General features: G+C 69.3%; 20 protein-coding genes and 3 pseudogenes. 10 read left to right on the forward strand and 13 right to left on the reverse strand.

All coding sequences use genetic code 11. The features are described from left to right. Positions 1–128: 128 nt before the first annotated feature. Together ABT254_RS19570 and ABT254_RS19575 are read right to left on the reverse strand one after the other, a co-directional pair. A pseudogene (locus ABT254_RS19570) lies at positions 129–692 on the reverse strand (MFS transporter); the annotation flags it as partial. A 2-nt stretch (positions 693–694) separates the two neighbouring features. Then, positions 695–913, reverse strand: a pseudogene (locus ABT254_RS19575) (helix-turn-helix domain-containing protein); the annotation flags it as partial. A gap of 65 nt (positions 914–978) precedes the next feature. On the opposite strand from ABT254_RS19575, the gene ABT254_RS19580 reads away from it, so the two are divergent. The 4 genes from ABT254_RS19580 (at position 979) to ABT254_RS19595 (ending at position 6,123) form a co-directional block, all read left to right on the forward strand. Beyond that, entirely contained in the window at positions 979–2,544 is a 1,566-nt protein-coding gene (locus ABT254_RS19580; RefSeq protein WP_351471358.1) for a cellulose binding domain-containing protein, read from the forward strand. 305 nt (positions 2,545–2,849) lie between these two features. Then, positions 2,850–4,094 (forward strand): MFS transporter, encoded by a 1,245-nt coding sequence (locus ABT254_RS19585; RefSeq protein ID WP_351471361.1) that lies wholly within the window; start codon positions 2,850–2,852, stop codon positions 4,092–4,094. A gap of 106 nt (positions 4,095–4,200) precedes the next feature. Next, the gene (locus ABT254_RS19590) at positions 4,201–4,959 is read left to right on the forward strand and encodes a hypothetical protein (RefSeq protein ID WP_351471364.1); all 759 of its coding nucleotides are present in this window, start codon (positions 4,201–4,203) and stop codon (positions 4,957–4,959) included. A 93-nt stretch (positions 4,960–5,052) separates the two neighbouring features. Next, positions 5,053–6,123 (forward strand): YihY/virulence factor BrkB family protein, encoded by a 1,071-nt coding sequence (locus ABT254_RS19595; protein ID WP_351471367.1) that lies wholly within the window; start codon positions 5,053–5,055, stop codon positions 6,121–6,123. A 34-nt stretch (positions 6,124–6,157) separates the two neighbouring features. On the opposite strand, the gene ABT254_RS19600 is transcribed toward ABT254_RS19595, so the two are convergent. The 5 genes from ABT254_RS19600 to ABT254_RS19620 form a co-directional block, all read right to left on the reverse strand. Beyond that, the gene (locus tag ABT254_RS19600) at positions 6,158–6,331 is read right to left on the reverse strand and encodes a hypothetical protein (protein WP_351471370.1); all 174 of its coding nucleotides are present in this window, start codon (positions 6,329–6,331) and stop codon (positions 6,158–6,160) included. Between the two features lie 39 nt (positions 6,332–6,370). After that, complete coding sequence (locus ABT254_RS19605; RefSeq protein WP_351471373.1) at positions 6,371–6,727, reverse strand: PRC-barrel domain-containing protein; 357 nt, start codon at positions 6,725–6,727, stop codon at positions 6,371–6,373. Between the two features lie 97 nt (positions 6,728–6,824). Next, on the reverse strand, positions 6,825–7,262 hold the full coding sequence (locus tag ABT254_RS19610; RefSeq protein ID WP_351471376.1) for a VOC family protein: 438 nt from the start codon (positions 7,260–7,262) through the stop codon (positions 6,825–6,827). 33 nt (positions 7,263–7,295) lie between these two features. Beyond that, the gene (locus ABT254_RS19615; RefSeq protein WP_450750372.1) at positions 7,296–7,739 is read right to left on the reverse strand and encodes a helix-turn-helix domain-containing protein; all 444 of its coding nucleotides are present in this window, start codon (positions 7,737–7,739) and stop codon (positions 7,296–7,298) included. A 177-nt stretch (positions 7,740–7,916) separates the two neighbouring features. Then, positions 7,917–8,201, reverse strand: a complete 285-nt coding sequence (locus ABT254_RS19620; RefSeq protein ID WP_351471382.1) for a hypothetical protein — start codon at positions 8,199–8,201, stop codon at positions 7,917–7,919. A 193-nt stretch (positions 8,202–8,394) separates the two neighbouring features. Here ABT254_RS19620 and ABT254_RS19625 point away from each other — a divergent pair, with 193 nt between their 5' ends. Further along, the gene (locus tag ABT254_RS19625; protein ID WP_351471385.1) at positions 8,395–9,114 is read left to right on the forward strand and encodes a haloacid dehalogenase type II; all 720 of its coding nucleotides are present in this window, start codon (positions 8,395–8,397) and stop codon (positions 9,112–9,114) included. Positions 9,115–9,148: 34 nt separating this feature from the next. Here the strand turns inward: ABT254_RS19625 and ABT254_RS19630 are convergent, their stop codons facing one another. After that, a complete protein-coding gene (locus ABT254_RS19630) occupies positions 9,149–9,799 on the reverse strand; it encodes a hypothetical protein (protein ID WP_351471388.1) in 651 nt (216 codons plus the stop codon). 344 nt (positions 9,800–10,143) lie between these two features. Further along, positions 10,144–10,881 carry an alpha/beta hydrolase family protein gene (locus ABT254_RS19635; RefSeq protein WP_351471390.1) on the reverse strand — a complete coding sequence of 246 codons (738 nt, stop codon included), beginning with the start codon at positions 10,879–10,881 and terminating at the stop codon, positions 10,144–10,146. A gap of 441 nt (positions 10,882–11,322) precedes the next feature. On the opposite strand from ABT254_RS19635, the gene ABT254_RS19640 reads away from it, so the two are divergent. Beyond that, positions 11,323–11,898, forward strand: a complete 576-nt coding sequence (locus ABT254_RS19640) for a transcriptional regulator (RefSeq protein ID WP_351471392.1) — start codon at positions 11,323–11,325, stop codon at positions 11,896–11,898. Here ABT254_RS19640 and ABT254_RS19645 read toward each other — a convergent pair. Continuing rightward, a pseudogene (locus ABT254_RS19645) lies at positions 11,866–12,854 on the reverse strand (helix-turn-helix domain-containing protein); the annotation flags it as partial. The gene ABT254_RS19640 and the pseudogene ABT254_RS19645 sit on opposite strands and share 33 nt — an antisense overlap. A gap of 5 nt (positions 12,855–12,859) precedes the next feature. Further along, positions 12,860–14,248, reverse strand: coding sequence for an MFS transporter (locus ABT254_RS19650; RefSeq protein WP_351471398.1), 1,389 nt, complete (start codon positions 14,246–14,248; stop codon positions 12,860–12,862). 126 nt (positions 14,249–14,374) lie between these two features. Between ABT254_RS19650 and ABT254_RS19655 the strand changes: the two genes are divergently transcribed. After that, on the forward strand, positions 14,375–15,010 hold the full coding sequence (locus tag ABT254_RS19655) for a helix-turn-helix domain-containing protein (RefSeq protein ID WP_351471400.1): 636 nt from the start codon (positions 14,375–14,377) through the stop codon (positions 15,008–15,010). 10 nt (positions 15,011–15,020) lie between these two features. Here ABT254_RS19655 and ABT254_RS19660 read toward each other — a convergent pair whose 3' ends face one another. Beyond that, entirely contained in the window at positions 15,021–15,455 is a 435-nt protein-coding gene (locus tag ABT254_RS19660; RefSeq protein WP_351471403.1) for an Rrf2 family transcriptional regulator, read from the reverse strand. Positions 15,456–15,582: 127 nt separating this feature from the next. Between ABT254_RS19660 and ABT254_RS19665 the strand changes: the two genes are divergently transcribed. Continuing rightward, positions 15,583–16,338, forward strand: a complete 756-nt coding sequence (locus tag ABT254_RS19665) for an SDR family NAD(P)-dependent oxidoreductase (RefSeq protein ID WP_351471406.1) — start codon at positions 15,583–15,585, stop codon at positions 16,336–16,338. Positions 16,339–16,390: 52 nt separating this feature from the next. Here the strand turns inward: ABT254_RS19665 and ABT254_RS19670 are convergent, their stop codons facing one another. After that, the gene (locus tag ABT254_RS19670; protein ID WP_351471409.1) at positions 16,391–16,981 is read right to left on the reverse strand and encodes a TetR/AcrR family transcriptional regulator; all 591 of its coding nucleotides are present in this window, start codon (positions 16,979–16,981) and stop codon (positions 16,391–16,393) included. Between the two features lie 93 nt (positions 16,982–17,074). Here ABT254_RS19670 and ABT254_RS19675 point away from each other — a divergent pair, with 93 nt between their 5' ends. After that, positions 17,075–17,959, forward strand: coding sequence for an SDR family oxidoreductase (locus ABT254_RS19675; protein ID WP_351471412.1), 885 nt, complete (start codon positions 17,075–17,077; stop codon positions 17,957–17,959). 127 nt (positions 17,960–18,086) lie between these two features. Further along, the gene (locus tag ABT254_RS19680) at positions 18,087–19,070 is read left to right on the forward strand and encodes an aldo/keto reductase (RefSeq protein WP_351471414.1); all 984 of its coding nucleotides are present in this window, start codon (positions 18,087–18,089) and stop codon (positions 19,068–19,070) included. Positions 19,071–19,322: the final 252 nt, after the last annotated feature.

Below are 19,322 nucleotides of genomic sequence, written 5' to 3' on the forward strand. Positions count from 1 at the left end.
GCTGCTGTGCAGGCGTCCTCAGGTGGAACAGCAGTACCGCCAGGTTAATGCCCGCCCCGAGGGCGGCAGGAGCCGGTCATGGCACGTGAGAGGCAGGAAGCGGAAAAGGCTCGCCCCGCCTGCGCATGTCATGTCGTGGCGTTCGCGCTGCCGCGCGGAGCGTCTTCGTCGGTGTGCGGAGTGACGAGGCCTCGGCTGCGGCCGCGGTCCATCTCGCGCCATTCCGGCCGCAGGCCCGTGAGGTTCGTGGTGAGGAAGTACACGGTCCCGCACGCGAGCAGCACCGGCACCAGGCCGACGGAGGCCACCGCCGCCCCGGCGAGCAGTCCGCCGAGAGGGATACCGGCCCAGGCCAGCGAATCCCCGAGCGCGTTCACCCGCCCCAGCATCCGGCGCGGCACCCGTTCGAAGAGGACGGCGCCCAGCACCGGGTTGAGGAAGCCCGAACCGAATCCACTGACGGCGAAGACGGCCAGCACGGCCCCCAAGGGGGCATCGGCGGCGAGGATCAGGAATCTCGGTGCCCCGGCCAGCAGGAATCCCGTGAAGAACACCGCTCTGCGGGGCAGCCGGTGCGCGGCCACCGCGGCGATCAGGCTTCCCGCGACTGCCGCTGCTCCCTGCACGCTGCCCGTCAGGCCGATGGCTGTCGGCCCGTTGCCGGACACCTTGGCCCAGACGGGCGTGAGCACAAACCGGCCGCGCCGAGCTGGCGCAGGTGATAGCTGGCTGTCCCGGAATTGACGCCCAGCCGCTCCGCGAGACGGGTCGCCGTCGACGGCCCGTACTTCCGCAGTAGCCCGACCTGGTAGCGCGAGCGGACTCCCTGCCAAACCGCCACGCTCCACGACGTTCGGACCGGGCGCACGCCTTGACGGCCGGACGGCTGATCGGTATGTACATGCCAGAGCATTGGTATGGACCAACTCTGCGGCTTCACACGCCACCCCCGCGCCCACCCCCCAGTGGAGGCAGCACATGCGAAGACCATCGGTACTTCTCACCCTGTTCGCCGGGCTGCTCCTGCTGGTCCTGGCCCCACCCGCTTCCGCCGCGGGCGCACCGAACGCCGCCTTCTCCAAGGCGTCGACCTGGGACGGCGGTTACCAGGGCGCCTACACCATCACGAACGCCGGCAGCACCACCCTGACGGCCTGGAGCGTCGAGTTCGACCTGCCCTCCGGCACCACCGTCGGCTCGTACTGGGACGCCCTGCTCACCCAGAGCGGCAACCACTACACCTTCAAGAACCGTGAGTACAACGGCACCTTGGCGCCGGGCGCCTCCGCTTCCTTCGGATGGGTGTCCAACGGCACCGGCACGCCCACCGGCTGCAAGCTCAACGGCGCGTCCTGCACGGGTGGTTCGAACACCGACACCACACCGCCCAGTGTCCCGGCCGCAGTGACCGTCGGCTCCGCGACCGCCTCCTCCCTGACCGTGCGGTGGAGCGCCGCGACCGACGACTCGGGATCCGTCGCCGGATACGAGATCTCACGCGACGGCGGCACGCCCGTCACCGTGACCGGCACCTCCTACACGGCCACCGGCCTGCAGGCCGCCACGAGTTACGCCTTCCGCGTGCGGGCCCGTGACGCCGCGGGCAATGTGTCCGCCTACTCCGCAGCCGTCAGCGGCACCACCTCCGCCGGCGGCCAGCAGCCGAGCGGCGGCCTGTTCACCGCCCCGTACATCGACATGGGGGCGTGGCCCACGCCGAGCATGCCCGACATGGCCTCGGCGAGCGGCGTGAGGAACTACACGATGGCCTTCATCACCGCCTCCGGCTGCAAGGCGATGTGGTTCAACGCCTACGACCCGCGCGACGGCTGGGCCAAGGACCAGATCGACGCCATCCGGGCCGCCGGGGGAGACGTCAAGGTCTCCTTCGGCGGTGCCAGCGGAATCGAACTGGCCCAGGCCTGCGGCTCGGTGGACGCGCTGTACGCCGAGTACAACGCGGTGGTGACCGCCTACGGCCTGAAGTACGTCGACTTCGACATCGAAGGCGCGGCCTCCGCGGACCCGGCCTCCGTCGCCCGCCGCTCCCAGGCCCTGGCGCGCCTGCAGCAGGCCCACCCGGGGCTGCGGATCTCGCTGACGCTGCCCGTCCTGCCGGAGGGACTGACCGCGGACGGCCTGAACGTCGTGCAGTCGGCGCGCGACGCCGGAGTCGACCTGGACGTGGTGAACGTCATGGCCATGGACTACTACCGCAGCACCGACTACGGCGACGCCGCCGTCCAGGCCGCACAGAGCACCTTCACCCAACTGAAGTCGCTCTACCCGAGCAGGACCGACGCCCGGCTGTGGGCGATGGTCGGAGTGACACCGATGCTCGGACAGAACGACGACGGCCACATCTACGACCAGGCCGACGCCCGCCAGCTGGTCTCCTTCGCGCAGGGCAAGCACCTGGGGGAGCTCGCCTTCTGGGAGGCCACCCGGGACCGCAACGCCTGCACCGGCGCGCTCTACAAGTGCACCAACATCCCGCAGTCCCCCTACGAGTTCGCGAAGATCTTCGCCGCCTACACCGGCTGAAGCCGCATCCGCCCGCTGCCCCGAGCGGGCACGGGCGGTTGATCGGCGCAACGGTTCCGGCCGGCCGGACGCGACACGTCGCTGTCCGGCCGGCCGGAACCGTCATGACGTAGATCACGCCAGGGTGCGGCTCGATCTTGGAATGCGCGGTCTCCTGCCGCTGCTGCACTGTTCATGGGCTTGCCCTGTATGGGGGTGCGCGGGGCAATGGTGCTCGACGCGGCCGGCCGTGGGATCTGGACGACCTCGGCGGTTCTCCGCTCCCACGTCCCTGCACCGCTTGCGTTGAAAGGTCCACCCGCACCATGCCTCTGGCTCTGCTGGCCCTGGCTGTCGTCGCCTTCGGTATCGGCACCACCGAATTCGCCACCATGGGGCTGCTGCCCCAGATCGCCGACGGCCTCGGTGTGTCGGTGCCCCACGCCGGCAACCTCGTGTCGGCGTACGCGCTCGGTGTCGTCGTCGGCGCCCCCGTACTGACCGGCATCGGTGCGCGCATACCGCACAAACGGCTCCTGCTGCTGCTGTCGGGGCTGTTCGTGGTCGGCAACATCGCCTCCGCGCTCGCACCCGACTTCGGTCTCCTGTTCGCCGCGCGTTTCCTGGCCGGCCTGCCGCACGGAGCCCTGTTCGGCGTCGGCGCGGTCGTCGCCTCCCGGCTGGTCGCCCCCGAGCGAGCCGCCCGTGCCGTCTCCCGGATGTTCCTCGGACTGACCGTCGCGAACATCGTCGGCGTGCCCGCCGGCACCGCTCTCGGTCAGCAGCTCGGCTGGCGCTCCGCCTACGCTGCCGTCGCCGTCATCGGCCTCGTCGCCCTCGCCGCACTGGCCCTCTTCGTCCCCCACCAGCCCCGAGGCAGCCAGTCCGGCATCCGGCACGAACTGCGGGCCATGGGCAACAGACAGGTCGCCATCGGCCTGGCCACCGCCGTGGTGGGATTCGGCGGATTCTTCGCCGTCTACAGCTACCTGGTGCCGATGCTGACGCACCTCACGGGCGTCTCCGACTCCTCGACCACCCTGGTCCTGGCCCTGTACGGCGTCGGCATGACGCTCGGCACCCTGATCGCGGGCCCCCTCACCGACCGTGCCCTGCGCCCGACCCTGTACGGGGGCCTCGCCCTGCTCGCCGCAGCACTGGTGACCTTCTACTTCACCGTCCACAGCACCGTCCCGGCCCTGGTGACGATCACCTTCATCGGCGCGATGGGCGCCTTCGTCACCACGCCCGTCCAGATGCTCCTCATGGCCAAGGCGAAGAACGCGCCGACGATGGCCGCGGCCTCCAACCACTCCGCCTTCAACCTGGCCAACGCGGGCGGCGCCTGGCTCGGCGGACTGGCCATCTCCGCAGGCTGGGGCTGGGCTTCCCCCAACCTCGTCGGCGCCGCCCTCGCGATGGCGGGCCTCGGCCTCGCCTTCACGGGCGGCCTCACGGACCGGGGCGGCCGACACTCCGAGGTGATCACTTCGTCCACCGCGGAAGCCTCGACGCAAGGGGAACACGCCACGACAGCCCAACCCTCGGGAACGCCTGGCGAGCAGAGGTAGCGGCCACAGCCCCCCTTGCCGGCCGCCCGCAACACTGAGCTGTTCGAACCCCCAGGCGGGTCCCGGCGTGGTGGTGGGGGAGAGGCGGGCGCGAAGGGGGGCGGACGTGCAGTTCATAGAGGTGACCGGCCTGGCCGGGGTGCGATCGGCCGCCATCAGGTTCACGCGGCCGGGGACGGGGCTGACCTTTGTGCTCTTCCCCATGGTTCACCTCGGGGAGGCCGCCTTCTACCGGGAAGTGGCGGCACGGTTGCGCCGCGACTGCGACCTGGTGGTCGCCGAGGGAGTCGGGGAAGGCTCTCCAGGCGCCGACGCCCTGGTGGCGTCGTACGAGCGGCTGGACGGTCATGAACGCCTGGGTCTGGTGGTGCAGGACATCGACTTCGAGTCGCTCGGGCTGCCCGTGGTGTGCCCCGACATGAGCGGTGCGCAATTCCAGGAAGGGTTCCGTCGGCTGCCCCTGAAGGAACGCGCGATGGTGGCCACGGTGGTGCCGGCCGTCACGGCCGGCATGCGACTGCTGGGGACGCGACGCTGGCTCGCCCGGCACCTCGCGGTGGAGGACCTGATGAGCGACAGCGAGCAGGCCGTGGCCGACTTCTGGCCAGGCCTTGACGACCTGGTCCTCCGGCGCCGCGACCGGTTGCTGGCCAAGGCCCTCACCGACTTCGACCGGGGTTACGCGGGACGGACCGGAGCGTTCACGATCGCCGTCGTCTACGGCGCCGGGCACATGCGCGCCGCCTCCGAGACCCTGACCGGCCTCGGCTACCACGCCGCGGACGCCGAGTGGATCACCGTATTCACCCTGGACCCACCCGACAGACCCAAGCCACGAGCCGAGAAGGACGGACGCGCAAGCTGATCGACCAGCCACCGCCGATGGGATCGCGCCCCGACCCCGTGGCCGGCAGACACGCGTCGGCTTGAGCGGGCGCCGTGGGGATACCCGGCGGATATGACCAAGCTGCATCTTCCAGGCCGGAAACACCAGAACGGATCCGACGAGGCCCCGGCCGCCCGGGCGCCGGTGCCGTCGCCGGAGGAGGCAGGACCGGACCGGGATGTCGAACGCGCTGCTCCGGACACGCCGGCGAAGCTGCCGAAGGGCGCCTGGACCGCCGTACTCAAAGGCAGCCTGAAGGAGTTCAAGGACGACGAACTGGCGGACCGGGCCGCGGCGCTGACCTACTACGGCGTGCTGTCCTTGTTCCCGGCCCTCCTGGTGCTGGTCTCCCTGCTGGGAATCACCGGCAGGTCGGCCACCGACAAGGTGCTGACCAACATCAGGCAGCTGACCCCCGGCTCGGCACGCGACATCATCACGCGTGCCGTCGAGCAGCTCCAGAACAACTCCGGGACCGGCTCGGTGATGGCCCTCGTCGGCATCGTGCTGGCGGTGTGGTCGGCGTCCGGTTACGTGGCCGCCTTCATTCGCGCTGCGAATGCCGTCTACGACATGCCGGAGGGCCGTCCGGTGTGGAAGGTCCTGCCGGTGCGGATCGGCGTGACCGTGGTGCTCATGGTGCTGGCCGTGATGAGCGCGCTGATCGTGGTCTTCACCGGCGGGCTGGCCCGCCAGACCGGACAGGCGCTCGGGATCGGGGACACCGGGCTGACGGTGTGGTCGATCGCCAAGTGGCCCGTTCTGGTGGTGCTGGTCACCGTCATGATCGCGATCCTGTACTGGGCCACCCCGAACGCCAAGGTCAAGGGCTTCCGGTGGATCACGCCGGGCAGCCTGCTGGCCCTGGCGATCTGGCTGGCCGCCTCCGCCGGGTTTGCGTTCTACGTCGCCAACTTCGCCTCGTACAACAAGACCTACGGCACCATGGCCGGCGTCATCGTCTTCCTCGTCTGGCTGTGGATCAGCAACCTCGCGATCCTCCTGGGCCTGGAGTTCGACGCCGAGACCGTGCGGCAGCGGGCCATCGCCGGCGGACTTCCGCCCGAGGCCGAGCCCTACACCCAGCCGCGCGACACGCGAACCTGGGACGAGGAGGACGTCCGCCGCCTGGATGACATGTGACCAGGCGGCCATCGCCTGGAGCTGCTGAAAGCGGTCAGCGCGCCAGGCGGTGCTTCCTGCCGCCACGGCGGAAGCGCACGGCGCCGTACGTGAGGTCGGCGAGCAGCACGACGGCGCCGATGATCAGCAGATAGAACAGACCGTGCGCGGCGAACCCGATGATGCCCAGAACGAGGGCCACGAGGATGAGGAACAGAAACAGACTCATCGGTGCTCCAGTGGCGTCATCGCCTTCTCGGCGTTGCGGTCAGCGACGGGCCAGACGGCGTTCACCGCCTGCTCCCGGGGCGTAGTCGAGCTCGTAGTGCGCGAAGATCCCCGGCTCGTCCTCGGCAGGCAACTCACCGTCGGTGTCGATCGCGGGAGCCTTCTTCACCACGTCCTTGGGGTGAGTGATCTTGAGATAGCCGGGCCCGACGGTCGCACCGGACAGCGGCACGAAGACCAGGCGTCGACGGGTGGGAAGACCCACGGTCACCGTCGCGAAGAAGGGCTGGTCGGTCGCGGTGTCGACGTAGACGGCCTCCAGGGTGCCGATCTTGTGACCGCGGGGGTCGACCACGCCGTGACCACGCCATTCACGAATGTCGCCTGCCTCGAACATCACGGACCTCCACCTGAGGGGTACCCCTCATCGTGTCCCTGATGTCCCCGGCTGACAGCTGGGGTGCACCCTTCTGGCGGCAGCGTCCGCCGGGGGGTCAGTGGCGATCCGGATCGAATTCCAGCACCTGCGTGAGCCGGATGTTGTTGCCCGAGGGGTCGCGGAAGGACGTGTCGATTCCGTACGGCTGCACGGTCGGCGGGTCGTTGAACTCGACCCCTCGGGCCGACAACTCGTCATAGGCGGCCTTGCAGTCGTCGGTCTCCAGAAACAGCGTGCCACCCGCACCTTTGGCCACCAGATCGGACAGCTGCGCACTGCTCGCCTCATCCAGCATCGGCTGCCCCGGTACGGGCATCAGCACCAGCGCCGGGCCGTCTCCGCCGGGCGGGCCGACACACAACCAGCGGAAGCTCCAGGCCTCCATCGTCACGTCCGCCCTGACCTCCCAGCCCAGCTTGGTGGTGTAGAAGTCCAGGGCCTCGTCCTGGTCGTGCACCCAGAACTGCGCATTGGCGATCTTGATCGTGGTCATGGCTGCTCCTTGGTCGCTTGCCTGGGAACGACGCTAGGCAGCCGGTGATGTCGTGTCTTCTCGAAACGTGCGGTGCTGCGGCCGCCCATAGGCCATCGCCACACAGCGCGGGATGCGCACATGCCGTGCGGCGGGCGGATGAGCGGCCCGATAGGCCTGCGGGCTCGTCCCGTACATCCTGCGGAAACTCGTCGTGAACGAGCCGATGCTCTGGGCGCCGACGGCGACACCGATCGCGGCCACCGTCCAGTCGGTGGCAAGCAGCAGGGAGGCAGCCCGTTCGAGACGGCGGGTCAGCAGATACTGGTGCGGCGACTCGCCGAACGCGGCCTTGAAGCAGCGGCTGAAGTGCGCGGGCGACAGCGCGGCGGCCGCCGCCATGTCGGCGACGGTGAGCGGCTCGTTGTAGCGGGCGTCCGCGAGATCCCTGGCGCGGAGCAGATGACGACCGATCGGGACGTGGACCACACGACCCATTGTGCGGTCTACGGCAGGTCGCCGCGGCGGCGGGAAGGGCGTCGAGGGCCGATGACTTCTTCGGCGGCCCGGCCGGCGCGTAGTGGAACAGCAGGCTGTGCCGGCTGGGCTGCGGTCACGCACGACTTGGCGTCAGAGGACTCGCCACCTCGGCCCAGTCGCCGGCCCCGGCGTGCATCAGCCCACCGTTGTCAGGACTTGGCCGATCGGGCGGGTGCCGTCGTAGGCGTAGATGTGCACCTTGGCAGGGGTCCGGGGCCGCGCCGGGACGAGAGAGAGGACGACGATGCGGCGGTCGCCGTCCTTCGCCGCCTTGCGGACGCGCACCGAGGAAGCCGGGGAGACGACGACCGTACGGCCGTGCGAGCAGTCGGAGGAGACGGAGACGACGCGGGGCGGCGCACCGACCGCGTCCCGGGCGGTCGTGGCGGGCAGCCGGTCGCCGGCCGGAGCGGACGGCATCCCACGGGTGGCGGTGCTCAGCCGGGTCGTGCCGATGCCCTCGGCACCGCTCCAGAAGGTGACCCCGCACAGCTTCAGCGGGGGTGCGCCGCTTGAACCAGGCTCTTCTGTGTCACCGTCTTGACCAGTGACGGCGGCTGGGGCAAGGTCGTCACCTGCTGAGCTGTTGACACCACCACGAACAGGAGACCGGATGCCCGAGATCCGCGACATCGAGGTACTCGTCTTCGACGTCCTTGGAACAATGGTCGACGAAACCAGCGGGCTTCGAGCGGCAATCCGCGAGGCCTCGCCTGCGTCCGGCGACGCGTCGGTCGACGAGATGCTCACCTTGTGGCAGCACCATGTAGAGCTTGAGCAGCGACGCATCGCGCAAGGGCATCGTGCGTACGCCAACACCGAGATCATCGATGCGGAGGCAGCCCAACGGGTGGCCGACCATGCCGGACTCGCCGACCCTGCGACCATCGCCCGGCTCGCCACAGCGGGACAGCGCCTGCCTCCCTGGGAGGACTCTGTCGCCGGACTCGAACGGCTGGCGAAGCGATTCCCCGTGCTCGGGCTCTCCAACGCCGGACGGACCGCACTACTGCGCCTCAACGCACATGCCGGGCTGCGCTGGCACCAAGCCCTGTCCAGCGAAGCCGTCCTGGCGTACAAGCCGGCGCCGGAGGTTTACCAGCTCGCCATCGACACCGCCGGATGCCCACCAGAACGCATCCTCATGGTGGCCGCCCACGCCTGGGACCTTCGCGGGGCTCAGGCTGCGGGGATGCGCACAGCGTACGTTCACCGACCGGTCGGGGACCCGCCGACGAGTTCCGACATCTTCGACTTGCGGTACAGCGGACTGGACGAACTGGTCACCGCGCTGACGGTGAGTCAAGCGGCAGGTTGCCTATTCCGCCGCTAGCGGGGACCTGTTCGCGCTGCCGGCCATGGCCCGCTTACTGCGCTTCAGATTGAGCCTCTTCTTGCTGCTGCGATTCGGTCGGGGATGACGGCGTGGACCGGCGGCTGTCCGGGGCGACGTAGTAGACGGAGTTGCCCTGCTTGGTGCGCTGGGCCTGGCCCCTGGCGACGAGGTTTTCGAGGGTGGTGCGCACCACGGTGCTCTTGATGCCGCGGTCGGGGTGGGCCTGGTCGAGGGCGGCGGCGACCTCGGCCGTGGAGCGTGGTTCGCTCTGCTCGGCGAGGTGTTGGCGGATCAGGTCGACCAGCGAGGGCTGTGTCGTTGTCGTAGCTTCGACCGGGGCCTTGGCGGCCGACTTTCGCGTGCGTGACCGGCTGGGCGCCGCGCTGGATTTCGTGGCACGGGTGGTGCCACTCGACCGCTTGGCGGCTTTTTTGCGGGGAGCGGGGACGGCGGCTTGTTCGGGCGCGGAGGCCGGCTTGTCGGAGCGGAGGGTGATGCCGAGCGCCTGCTGCATGTTCATCAGCACGGTGTGGTCGTGCTGCAAGGTGGTCAACTGCTCCTGCAGCGCGGCAATTTCTCCACTGACGCGTTCCTGCTCTTTGAGGTTGCGCTCGAGGTCGCTGGTGACCTGTGCCGCGTATTGCGAGGTCAGTTCCGTGGAAGCGGTCGTGTTCTCGGACATGATGCCGACCTTTCCTTGAGGTTGCGGCCGAAACAGGCCTGCGGCGGCCGCAGCGAGCCCAGGGGAGTGGCCCCCGTGTGCTGAGCGACGACATGAGCTGCACCGCAGCACAGGGCTGGCGTGTAGAGATAGTACGGACAGTGGAAGCAGATTGTTCCGCACGGCAACCGCCTATCTCTGGCGCGACTGCTCGTTTCAGAAGGCGGGTTGCCTCGGGTGGCTTCGAGCAGCGCGGGCCTCTGCAGAGTGGGCAGAGGCCCGCGGCACGAGCCAGGACCTGCCCTCGCCGAGCAGCATCCTGGCCGACCATGCTCACCGTCTGCTGGTGGCCTGGCGGCGCTGTCTCACTTCAGGTGCCGGGTGAAGAACCGGGCCGCGGCGTCGCCCGCAGACTGTGGGACGCCGGTGTGCCCGCCCATATTGGCGTGCAGGGACTTCTCCTTGGAGCCGAAGGCGTCGAACAGGTCCAGGGCCGCCTGCCGGTCGTTCCCTTCGTCGTCCCACTGCAGCAGGACATGCAGCGGAATGGTGACCTGACGGGCCTCCTCGAACGTGGCGCGCGGGACGAAACTCCCGGCGAAGAGACAGGCGGCCACGATCCGCGGCTCAACCACCGCAAGGCGAACCCCGATGGAGATCACTCCCCCCGAGTATCCGACCGGGCCGCCGATTTCGGGTAGCGACAGGAGGGCGTCCAGGGTGGCCTGCCACTCCGGGACCGCCCTGTCGACGAGCGGGAGGATGAGGGCGTCAATGATCTCGTTGCTGACCGGCTCGCCGGCTTCCATGGCGCGGCGCAACTCGGCGCGGGCCTGGTCGGCGGCGGCCCAACGGGGTCGGTCACCGCTCCCGGGGAGCTCGATGGTGGCCGCGGCGAAGCCATCCGCCGCGCACTGCCGGGCCCGTGCCACCAACCGGGGGTACATCCTGTGCTGCCCGCCGGGGTGGCCGAGCAGGATCAGCGGCGTCGGTGCGGATGCGGAAGTGGGCGTCCACAGGATGCCGGGGATCTCTCCGAGGGTGAGTTCGCGTTCGAGGACACCGTCGGCGAGGCGTTGTTCGGAAGTGAAGTGAAGGGTCATGGTCGTTGCCTTTCGGGGCGCTGTTGAACGGCGCTCCCGGACGACCTATCGCCCGACCGTGACCCCCAAGGAGAGCACCCATGTCGATACGTTCACGGGTACCACCTCCTCGTTCTCTCGCACGGCCGCCGCGAAAGTAGCAGGGGCCGCCGTGGTCCGCCAAACGGTTTTTTGCGCGGGCTCGCCACAGCTGCGCACCAGTCCCGTGGACATGACGGAGGCACTGAGATTCATCCGGGCGCGCTGTACCCGCCACAGGCAGGCACACGGCGCGTACGGGACACATACTCGAACGAGGTGGCCCGCAGGTGGCACGCTGCCGGGACTCCGGCCGAACGCGCGACAGCGGCAATCCGAGGGCCGAATTCCTGTAGTATCGCGTCGCGTTGGAGTGGACGCTTGTGAGTGTTCCCAAATCACCAGAAGTGCGAGGAGTTGAGAATGCCGGAGAGGAATATCGATTTCGGCAAATTCGGCGCACGCGGTGTCAAGGGACATCAAGCCGTGGCCCGACAGCTCGACTCGCTCGCCAACTTCATCTCCACCCCGATCACCCAGCGGCGCGGACTCCTGGCCCGGTTGCACTACCTCACCCGTACCGACCACGCCCGCGCAGCGGCCCGCGAGGCCGGCCTCACCGTCACCGACCGCACCCTCAAGGCCTGGCTGGACGGCAGGCGGAATCCGTCGAGGAAGAACCTGGAGCGCGTTGAGTCCGTGTATTACACGGTGCGCCGCCACAACGTGGCCCGCTACCTGCTCAACCGTCTCAACAGGGAAGGACGCGGCACCCGGGTGGAGTTCCACCCGCTCAATCAGTCCCAGGTCCCGCGGCCGCGTCAGCGTGAGCTCAGCTTCAGGACCCTCAATGTGCGGCACTGGGACCGCATTGTCGAGGCGTGGGCCGCGGACGATGACGCGGCCTTGGACGACGCCTGGGTCAGCGATGCCGTGGTCGACTTGGGCAGCGAGTGGGGGCAGTACGAGTACGTCTCGAACATCGGTTTTGCGGCCTGATTCAGGCTGCCTCACTCCCGCCCGATGCCACTGCCCCCAACATTGGTTGGCGATACGGCGGCAGGACGAACGGACGAACCCCTCCCTTCCCTTCCGTATGCACGATCTGCTGGTAGGCGGCGCCTTGGTGGGGGACGAAGGTACCGGGGCGCTTCATCGTTGTGCCGTGGGGTGTACGGCGTGATCCGCTGGTGCCGGGCCTCGAGCAGGGATCTGGCGAAGGCGTCAGCGCGGTACCAGGAGCCGTTGTCCGTCACTGTCCGTTCGATTCGGGTGATTCCGTGAGCGGCGAACCACGCTCGTGCCCGGTGCAGGAACGCGACCGCTGTCGCTGCCTTCTCGTCCGGCAGGGCTTCGGTGTAGGCAAGTGGGCTGAATCCGTCGATGGCTGAGTGCAGGTACACGTAGCCGCCGCGTTCGGTCTTCTTCTTACGTCTGGCGACGGACTTGGCTTGTTCGCTCCCGCGGCGGTGAACGCGCCATCCGCCACCGTCGGGGATGCGACCGACCTTCTTGACATTGATGTGGACCAGGTGCCCTGGTCGACGAGCAATGATCTTTCGGGGTTCCCTGTTCGACGCCCCGTCTGGGTCGATGAACCGGCGCCGGTTCAGCCCCAGCTGGGCCAGATGTCGGCTCACGGTCCGTCGGCTGACGGGTGTCCCGGCCTGTGTGAGCTCGAATGAGATGCGGGCCGCCGGCCACTTGTGGGCGCGTCGGAGGACCTCGACCTGGGCTACTACTTCGTCTGGGGTGGCCGTCGGTTGGTGTCGTGGCGTCGAGGAGCGGTCCAAGAGCCCGACCTCGCCGAATCTGCGGTAGCGGTTCACCCACTTCGAGGCGCAGGCCCGGGAGATTCCCATCTCAGCGGCGACGTGAGCAATGGGGCGAGTTCGGCGGCGCTCCACGAGGCGGCGGCGCCCTTCAACGGACAACGGTGCGTTGCGGTGAGTCACGCGGCTCACCGCGCTTGTGGGGAGGTGGGGCCGGTGGTGGCCTCCTTCGGCCGTGATGCGTGGGCGACGAGGAAGAGCAGTACGCCACAGGTGGCGACCAGGATCCAGCCCGGGCGGGACGCGTGTGCGAGCCCCGCCGGGCTGGTAGCCGTGACCAGGCCGCCGGCGAGAGCGATACCGAGGGCGGAGCCGAGTTGCCGTGCGGTGGAGGTGATCGCCCCGGCCACGCCGGCACGGGCGGGTGGCAGTCCGTTGACCGCGGTGTTGGTGATCGGGGCGTTGGCGAAGCCGAACCCGATGCCGATGAGCGAGTATGCGGCCAGAAGCAGGAGCACGCTCGTGTGCGGGGTGAGCCGGACCAGGCAGAGCCCGCCGACCGTGATGAAACCGCCGGCAAGGAGCAGCGGCAGCCGCGGTCCCGCGCGGCCGACCATGCGGCCGGACCAGGGGGCGCAGACGGTCGCTCCGACGGCCAAGGGCAAGGTCGCCACGCCGGCGGCCAGCGGCGTCCATTCCCGAGTGTGCTGCAGGTAGAGGGTGTTCAGCAGAAGTGTCATGTTCAGGGCGACGAAGACCGCCACCGCGCCCATGACGGCACCGCTGAAGACCGGGCGCGCGAAGAGCCGCAGATCCATCAGCGGCTCACGTCGGCGGGACTCGACCCACACGAATCCGGCTGTCGCCGCGGCAGCCCATGCGTATCCCGCCAGTGCCGCAGGCGACGTCCAGCCGAAGCGCGGCCCTTCGATCAGGACGCCGACCACGACTGCGAGGGCCATGGTCAGCAGGACCTGGCCGGGCAGGTCGAGTCGCCGGGCCCGCTGTGCCCGGGACTCCGGCACGAACGCTGCACTGAGCAGCAGAGCGGCCACGATGACGGGTGCGTTGATCCAGAACAGCGCCCGCCAGTCGAGCCCGGCGAGCAGCGCGCCGCCCGTGACGGGTCCGGCGGCCATGCTCAGTCCGAACACTGACGCCCAGACGCCGATCGCCTGCGCCCGTTCCTTCGGGTCGGGCATCGCGTTCACCACGATCGCGAGCGCCACGGGGCTGAGCATCGAGGCACCGATGCCCTGTAGGGCGCGAGCCGCGATGAGTACGCCCGCCGACGGGGCGAGCGCGCAGACCAGTGAGGCCGCGCCGAACACGGCCAGCCCGCACTGGAACACCCGGCGGCGTCCAAAGCGATCTGCCAGTGCGCCGGAGGAGATCAGGAGACTGGCCAGGACGAGGGTGTAGGCGTCCACGGTCCATTCGAGACCGCGCGTGTCGACATCCAGGCCGCGCCCGATGGCTGGCAGACCCACATTGACGATGGTGGTGTCCAGGCCCACCAGGAACATGCTCAGGCAGCAGACGGCCAGTACCGTCCAGCGTCTGCGCGCGCTCAGCATGGGTTGAACAGGGTGTGTCGTCGCGATCACGGTCTACCTCTGATGTCCGGGAACAATGCCCGGCAAGGCTCGGCCCGGGCGACGGCCGTAGGCCATCAATTTTGCGAAGTCTGCAAAACTGGATCGATGAACACAGGATCCAGGGACGCGGAGCTGGAGCAGATTCTCGATGGCATCGGGCCCCGGCTGCGCAGGCTGCGCCGGGAACGGGGACTCACGCTCGAGGCACTCGCGGCCACGACCGGGATCTCGGTCAGCACACTGTCCCGGGTGGAATCGGGCAAGCGGCACCCGACTCTGGACCTGCTCATCCCGCTGGCACGAGCGCACCGCGTCGCACTCGACCAGCTGGTGGCGGCGCCGGCCAGCGGTGACCCTCGGGTGCACCTCCGGCCCCTGCACAAGGAGCGCGGGAGCGTCCTCGTGCCCCTGACGCAGTACCCGGGCCGAGTGCAGGTCTTCAAGCAGGTACTGGCACCCCGCCAGCCGGAACTGGTCACCCACGAGGGCTACGAATGGCTCTACGTCCTCGCCGGTCGGCTACGCCTCATCCTCGGGGCGCAGGACTTCACGCTGCGGCCCGGCGAAGTGGCCGAGTTCGACACCACCGAGCCCCACTGGTTCGGCCCCGCGGACACGAGCGCCGTGGAGATCCTGCACCTGTTCGGTCCACGAGGAGACCAAGCCATCATCCGCGCCAGACCGTCCACGACCGATCCCGCCCCGCCGACCGCCCCAAACCCACCGTCAACAACGTCATGACCCGCAACACCTAGCGAGGTGCCGCGAGTACGTCCCGGAGTACGGTTTCGAGCGTGACGCGGGACAACTCGTGTCTCAGGGTCTTCTCGATGCCCTCGTAGATGCCCTGCATCGCCGGCTGGATGCCGTAACCCACCACGCATTCCTGGTCCGGGGTGGTGCGGTGCATCGCGAACAGCGGGCCGGGTTCCACTGCCTCGTACACGTCGAGCAGCGTCATCGACTCCAGCTCGCGCGCCAGCGACCAGCCCGCGCCCACGCCCCGCCGGGACTCCACGAGCCCGGCCCGGCGCAGCTCGCCGAGCAGCCGCCTGATCACCACGGGGTTGGTGTTCGCGCTGGCAGCGATCTGCTCGGAGGTGGCGACCTCGTGGCCCTGGCGCTGGTAGAGACCGATCCAGGCCAGCGCGTGGGCGGCAATGGTCAACCTGCTGTTGGCGCTCATGAACCCCCCTCTCGGCCGCAACGCTTTATGTTACGACAGTGCAGTCGTAACAGCGAAGGTTGCGACAGACTGTCGTAACAATTAGTGTTGCGACAGCTGGGAAGGGTCAATCAACGAGGTGAGAAGCATGAGCAAGCCACTCCAGGGCAAGGTCGCACTGGTCACCGGGGGGTCGCGCGGACTGGGAGCCGCGACCGTACGACTGCTGGCCGAGCAGGGTGCCGACGTCGCCTTCACGTATGTCAGCTCCGAGAAGCAGGCGCAGGCCGTCGTCGACGATGTGCACCGCAAGGGAGCGAAGGCCATTGCCCTCAAGTCCGACCAGGCCGACATGACTCAGGCGCCGGCGCTGATCGACGACGTGGTCGCGCACTTCGGCGGCCTGGACATCCTCGTCAACAACGCGGCGATCTCGGTGGAGCAGGGCCGCACGGTGGACGACCCGGACGCCGACACCGCTGCACTGGACCGGATGCACGCCACCAACTACCTCGGTGTGATCGCCGTCATCCGGGCCGCCTCCCGAGTGCTGCGCGCGGGCGGACGCATCATCACGGTGAGTTCCGGACTGGGTTCCCGGGTCGGTGCCCCGGGCCTTGCCGACTACTCGGCGACCAAGTCAGGGATCGAGAGGTACACCATGGGGGTCGCGTGGGACCTCGGGCCCCGGGAGATCACGGCCAACGTCGTGGAGGCTGGGTTGATGGAGGGCGGTATGGAAGGGCCGGGCCCCGAGACCCTCAAGGCCCTGGTCGGCTCGCTGTCCCTGCAACGCATGGGTCACCCCGACGAAATCGCCGCGGCGATCGCCTTTCTGGCGAGCCCCGCCGCGTCTTATGTCACAGGCGCGGTGCTGGACGCCCATGGTGGCTACAACGCCTGAACCAATCGCCTGGTGCGCTCTGGTGGGGGAGGTGGATGCGGCCGATGCCGCGTCATGAGCCGGACGTCGGCCCTTCGGCTCCGTAGCGGAGGCCGTCGAGGAGGAGGTCGAGGAGGCGATCGGCCCGTTCGCGTTGGTCGGGAGCGCTGGTGATCAGTGCGACGCCGGCCAGGCTGAAGCCGACATCGAAGGGGTCGACGTCCGGGCGCAGGAGACCGGCGTCGGCGCCTGCGTGCAGCAGGGTGCCGAGCGCGGTGCCGAGCTTGTCGAGGGTCTCGGCGAAGGGGTCCGCTCCGGATGCGACCGCGGCCCGCAGGGCGTCCGCCATGCCCTGCTTGGCGGCCAGGTAGTCGATGAAGTCGTCCATCCACAGACGGATCGCCCGGTCGGGCGGGTTGTCGGCGAGCAGCTTCACGGCGCTGTCGCAGACGCGGGCCAGCTCGTTGCGGTAGGTCGCCTCGACGAGTGCCTCGCGGGTGGGGAAGTGGCGGTAGAGGGTGGCCGAGCCGACGCCCGCGGCCTTGGCGATGGTGTCGATCGCGACGTCCGGGCCCTTCTCGGAGAAGGCGCGCACGGCCGCTTCGAGGATGCGCTCCCGGTTGCGGCGGGCATCGGCGCGCAACACGCTCGGCTTGCTGGTCACGGCTGCTCCCTTCCTCGGAAGGCCAGTCTAGCTGGACAACCGGGGAGTTCCCCGTTTACCGTTGCGGATAACTGGGGAACTCCCCGGTTACGGGTGTCGGCCCGTTGTGCTCCCCAGGCAAGGAAGACCCTCATGACCTCCCCGAAGACAGTTCTGATCACCGGTACGTCCTCCGGAATCGGCCTGGCCGCCGCCATCGGCACCGCCAGGGCGGGCTGGCAGACCATTGCCACCATGCGCGACACCGGCAAGGCCGAGGCCCTGCTCAAGGCGGCCGGTGAGGCGGGTGTTGCGGACCGGATCCAGGTCAAGCGCCTGGATGTGACCGACCCCGACGGCAGCACCGCCTGCCTGGACGAGGTCGTCGCCGAGCACGGCCGCCTGGACGCGCTGGTCAACAACGCCGGCGCCGCCCAGGTCGGCACCATCGAGCAGAGCAGCGTCGAGGATGTCCGCGCGGCCATGGAGGTCAACTTCTTCGGCGTGGTGGCGGTGACCCGGGCCGCCCTGCCGCACCTGCGAGCGTCGAAGGGCCGGGTGATCACCGTCACCAGCGTCGGCGGCGCCGTCGGCCAGCCCTTCAACGAGGCGTACTGCGCGGCCAAGTTCGCCGTCGAAGGCTTCATGCAGTCCCTCGCGCCGGTCGCCGCCACCGTCGGTGTCGACGTCAGCGTGGTCGAGCCGGGCGCGGTGGCGAGCGAGTTCGTCGCCAATCTCGGCCTGGACGTCCCGACGCTGCTCGCCGCCGCCGGACCCTACGCCCCGGCGCTCGAGGCCTACATCAGTCGCACCCGGCAGTCGTTCGGCAACGCCCAGACCCCGGACGAGGCGGCCGCGCCGATCGTCGACGCCCTGACCGCCGCGCGCCCGCCCTTCCGCATCCAGACCTCGCAGTGGGCCCGCGACTTCGTCGCCACCACCCTCGCCGACCTCGACGGCTCCGCCGTCCAGTCCCTCACCGGCACCTGGGTGCGCTGACCGCCCCGCGGAGCGTCCGAGTGGGGGCCCGGCCGTACCCGGCCCGGGTCGAAGACCGGAGCACACCGGACGCGCCACCAACCCATCACCCACCGCGGGACGACCCGCAACAGCAAGGAACATCACCATGGAACTCCGCACCCTCGGCAGCCAGGGCCTCACCGTCTCCGCCCAGGGACTCGGCTGCATGGGCATGAGCGCCTTCTACGGCAGCACCGACGAGGCCGAGTCCCTCGCCACCATCGACCGCGCCCTGGAACTGGGCGTGACCTTGCTGGACACCGCCGAGGGCTACGGCCCGTTCATCAACGAGCAGCTCCTCGGCAAGGCCCTCGCCGGCCGCCGAGAGCAGGCCGTCGTCGCCACCAAGACCGGCGTCGAGTTCACCGACGACGGCACGCTCGTCGGCCTCAACGGGCGCCCCGAGTACATCCGTCGCTCCCTGGACCGCTCCCTGCGCCACCTGGACACCGACCACGTCGACCTCTACTACCTGCACCGGGTCGACCCGCAGGTGCCGATCGAGGAGAGCGTCGGCGCCATGGGCGACATGGTGGCCGCCGGCAAGGTCCGCTACATCGGCCTGTCCGAAGTCGCCCCGCAGACCATCCGCCGCGCGCACTCCGTCCACCCGATCACGGCCGTCCAGACCGAGTACTCGCTCTTCGAGCGCGGCATCGAGGACGACGGCGTCATGGCCACCCTGAACGAACTAGGGATCGGCCTGGTCGCCTACTCGCCGCTCGGACGCGGGTTCCTCTCCGGTGAGATCACCAGCCCTGACGACTTCGCCGCCGACGACTTCCGCCGTACCGACCCGCGCTTCCAGGGCGAGAACTTCGCCCGCAACCTGGCCGTGGTCGACGAGGTCCGCCGCATCGCCGCCGCCAAGCAGGTCTCGCCGTCCCAGCTGGCTCTCGCCTGGGTACTGCACCGGGGCGCGGTCGCCATCCCCGGCACCAAGCGCCGCCGCTACCTGGAGGAGAACGTCGCCGCCACCTCCGTGACGATCAACGATGAGGACTTGGCCACCATCGAAGCCGTCGCCCCACGGGGCATTGTCTCCGGCGACCGGTACGCCCCCGAGCTGATGCAGAACCTCAACGGCTGACCTCCGGCCCCGGTCGCACCGCAAGGTCCGCTGTCGTGACCGGCGCCGCCCTGACCTCGCTCCAACGGCACATCGGACCCAGTAAGGTGCCGCCGCCAGGGTGGCTGTACCGGGCGGGAACAGGTACGAGCTCTCGCCGGTGACTCGTTTGGCGCTGGACGCCGACGTCTGGATTGCAAAGCGGCCGCGACGGGAACAGGCCGTCGGCCGGCACGGTTGCATCGGCCGAGGGGCCGGCGCCGTAGGGGCATG

The sequence above is a fragment of the Streptomyces sp. NPDC001137 genome (assembly GCF_040298885.1).
In the GTDB taxonomy this organism is placed as follows: Bacteria; Actinomycetota; Actinomycetes; order Streptomycetales; family Streptomycetaceae; genus Streptomyces.